At 71.3% G+C, this 3,246-nt stretch carries 3 protein-coding genes and 2 pseudogenes; 2 read left to right on the forward strand and 3 right to left on the reverse strand.

The genetic code is table 11. The features are described from left to right. Positions 1-545: 545 nt before the first annotated feature. The gene (locus AB0F91_RS17530) at positions 546-776 is read left to right on the forward strand and encodes a hypothetical protein (protein ID WP_360598576.1); all 231 of its coding nucleotides are present in this window, start codon (positions 546-548) and stop codon (positions 774-776) included. A gap of 35 nt (positions 777-811) precedes the next feature. Here the strand turns inward: AB0F91_RS17530 and AB0F91_RS17535 are convergent. Then, positions 812-907 (reverse strand): annotated as a pseudogene (locus tag AB0F91_RS17535) (TetR/AcrR family transcriptional regulator); the annotation flags it as partial. Between the two features lie 61 nt (positions 908-968). After that, positions 969-1,682 (reverse strand): hypothetical protein, encoded by a 714-nt coding sequence (locus AB0F91_RS17540; RefSeq protein WP_360598561.1) that lies wholly within the window; start codon positions 1,680-1,682, stop codon positions 969-971. A 71-nt stretch (positions 1,683-1,753) separates the two neighbouring features. Between AB0F91_RS17540 and AB0F91_RS17545 the strand changes: the two genes are divergently transcribed. Continuing rightward, positions 1,754-2,668, forward strand: coding sequence for a hypothetical protein (locus tag AB0F91_RS17545; RefSeq protein ID WP_360598562.1), 915 nt, complete (start codon positions 1,754-1,756; stop codon positions 2,666-2,668). A 320-nt stretch (positions 2,669-2,988) separates the two neighbouring features. Here the strand turns inward: AB0F91_RS17545 and AB0F91_RS17550 are convergent. Further along, positions 2,989-3,246: pseudogene (locus AB0F91_RS17550) on the reverse strand (carboxylesterase/lipase family protein); the annotation flags it as partial.

Below are 3,246 nucleotides of genomic sequence, written 5' to 3' on the forward strand. Positions count from 1 at the left end.
CCGCCGGCCCGGGGGGCCCCGGGCCCCCCCCCCCCCGGCCTGCCCCCGGCCGACCAGGGCTGGCTTGTCACGAAACTTGTAGGGTCTCGTCGGCCTGACATGTCGATCTTGGCTGAACCGGGCTCCCCGGTTGTCTCACCGCGATGTCACCCATGACCAGTCTCAGGTTCGTGGCATTTCCTCAGCCACAGTCCCTTGGGTTTACCCCTGGCCCCGGCAGGTTTCGTAGCGGGGTGATTCGTTCGGGTCATCGGGCGAGTTGGTGGAGCCAGTCGCGGAGCAGAGCGGTTTCGGTCGGGCGCAGCGGATGGGCGGCCCCGCCTGCGGCGGTGAGGGCGGCGTCCAGGGCAAGCGCGCGGGAGGCGCGACCTGAGGGTGTCGCGCATTCTCGCGGAGATCTCCGGGCGCGGTCCTCGGCGGGGGCGCCGATCAGAGACAGGGTGACGCCAGTGACGGCAGCCAGGCAGAGGCGGGCAGTCAGGGGTGGACGGAACCCGGAGACGGCCGACAGCGGCAGCGCGGTCGAAGAATGTCAGCAGGAGCTCGTGGGCCTCGACGGCCGCGGGTGGGCGACGGCCGGGGCGGTCGGTGCCGAACATCAACAGATAGAAGGCGGGGTGGCGCAGACCGAAGTCGACGTGCGTGTCCCAGCCGCGGCGCATGTCCTGGACCGGGTCGGCGGTGCGCACCAGGATGTGCTCCTCGGCCAGGTAGCTGTCGAAGGCGTGGATGGCCAGGGCTGCGAGGAAGCCGTTCTGTCGCCGAAGAGCTGGTAAAGGGAGGCGGCGCGGATGCCGGCCGCCGTGGCGACCGAGCGGGTGGAGACCGCCTGGGTGTCCTCCCTTTCCAGGATGCCGGCCGCCACCTCCAGGATCTGCCGCCGGGTCCGGGTCTTCGCGTCGTCCACGGTGGAAGTGATACGGCTTTTCGCGTATCACTGAAGCAGGCAGGCAGTGGCCGGCCGGGAGTTAGGACGTGAGCCGCGCGGCGGCGGTGAGCATGTGCCGGCAGTAGCGCGGTTCCCCCACCTTTGGCAGCGGTAGCCGCTCGGCGAATCCGCGGGCCTGTGGGGTGTCTTCGATCAGCGTGGTGGTCCAGCTGTACCCGACGCCGCGCTGGACGGCGCGGAGTGCCTGCGCCCGCCGGTCACCGCGCATCCAGGGCGGCCCGTCGTCGGTGTACCAGTCCAGGCGGGAGAACGCGGCCAGCGCGAGGACCTGCCCGTAGCCGCGGCGCCGGATTTCGTCGTCGACCTGGACGTGCTCGAGCACCCCGAGGCGATCCTCGGGGCACACCGCCAGCGTGGCGACGCCGACCGCGTGGCCGTCCAGGTGCAGCTCGATCCGGCCAGGCCCGGCGGCCTCGTCCGGTGGGACGGCGACCAGTTCCAGCCCTGCCCCCTCGGCCTCCTCCGCGTCGACCTGTTCGTAGGCCGGGTCGATGAGAGCCCACTGGTAATCGGCGTGGCCCTCGTCGCGGCAGCGGTGGCAGATCAGCGAGTGCAGGCCCAACGCCACGATCCACGAGAACGTGCCCGAGTCGGGCACCGGGTGCCGACGCGGGCAACGCCGCGGCGGGTGGACACTCAGCGATCCGTCCGGGTTCAGCTCATGCTGCAGCGCCGGCCGCACCGGAAGGTCCGCGCTGCCGAATTCGCCGCCCGGTCGCCGAGATTCGAACACGTGTACGAGTCTACGCGGAATGGTGCGGTGTTGAGGCCTGCGCCGCTGGTCAGCGGGTTGATGATGGGCACATGCCCGTGCCGGAACTGCCGCTGGGGCTCGCGGTGGTCGAGCCGGTCCCGGTGCTGCCCGCCGGCGGGTACGAGTACTCGCCGAAGCTGGATGGCTGGCGGTGCGTGGTGCACGTGCCGGGTGGGGTGCTGCAGTCCCGCACCGGCAGTGACCTGACCGACCGGTTCCCGGGGATCCTGGAGTCGGCGGCCGCGCTGGGCCGGGTGGTGTTCGATGGTGAGCTGTGCGCCTACCGGCAAGGTCGGCTGGAGTTCGCGGCGCTCGGCTACGGCCCGGCCCGCCGCCGCGCCGAGGGCATCGCGGTGGTCTATGTGGCGTTCGACCTGCTCGGTGCTCGCGGCCGCGACCTGCGGCTGTGGCCGCTGTCGCGCCGGCGCGAAAGGCTCGCTGCGGTGGTCGGCGCGGGAAACGCCGGCGTGCAGCTGATGATCTCCACACTCGACCTCGCCCAGGGGCAGGAGTGGATCAGCGCGGACCAGGCGGCCGTCGGTATCGAGGGGGCCGTGGCGAAGCCGCTGGCCAGCCGGTACCCGCTGCGCGGTGGCCGGGCCGGGTGGGTGAAGGTGCACCACTACGACGACGTCGACGCGCTCGTGCTCGGCGTGACCGGCAGCCCCACCCTGCCCACCGCACTCGTGCTCGGCCAGACGGACCAGCGCGGCCAGGTCCGGGCGGTCGGGCTGTCGGGGCCGCTTTCCCGCACGGCGCTCGTCTCGCTGGCCGGTCGGCTCCGTCTCGCTGAGGGCGGTCCGGAGCGAGCGTCGGGGATCCTCTCTGGCCTTCCGGGGGCCGACGACTTCGCGTACTGGCCGGTCGAACCTGGCGTGGTGGTCGAGGCACATGCGGACCGTGCCTTCGAACTGGGCAGATACCGGCATCGGGTATCCGTCGTGCGCGCGAAACCGGGGCAGTAGTCCATGGGGCCGAACGACTCGAAGCACGGGTCACAGAAACAGAAGATGTTCTGTACGCGGTTGTGCTGGCAGTGGAGGCACACGTAGTTGTGGCAGCGATGACAGACGCTCGACGAGCTGTCGCTGTCATCCGCCCGGCCGGGATTCGCAGCTCCCGAGTGGCCGACAGCGGGCAACAGGTCGCCGCCTGGCGGGCTGACGCGGTGGCGTGGAACTGTCCTTCACCGGCCGACTCGCCGCGGCCCGATCGACACCAGAGTTCGCGGCGTGACTCACCGCTCTCTCCGACGCCGGATGGGGGCGCTGCCCGCTGTGGATCCTCAGCGGCGCCAGTGGCGGACGAAGGCAGAGTCTGACGTGAATCGTGGCCAGGGCGGCTCGGTGGCCGGGGTGCCGGTGCGGATGAAGCCGAGCCAGGCGGCGCGCAGGTGTCGGCCCAGTGTGTCGATGTCGTTCGGGTCCGCTCCGGCGAGCATCGGTGCGGTGGCCCAGTCGGCGTCGGTGCCGAACAGGAAGGGCAGCTCGATGCAATGGGTGGCCCCGAAGGGGGACGCGGGCGGGGCGTAGTCAAAGCGGTA

The organism is Amycolatopsis sp. NPDC023774, from assembly GCF_040639695.1.
GTDB lineage: Bacteria > Actinomycetota > Actinomycetes > Mycobacteriales > Pseudonocardiaceae > Amycolatopsis.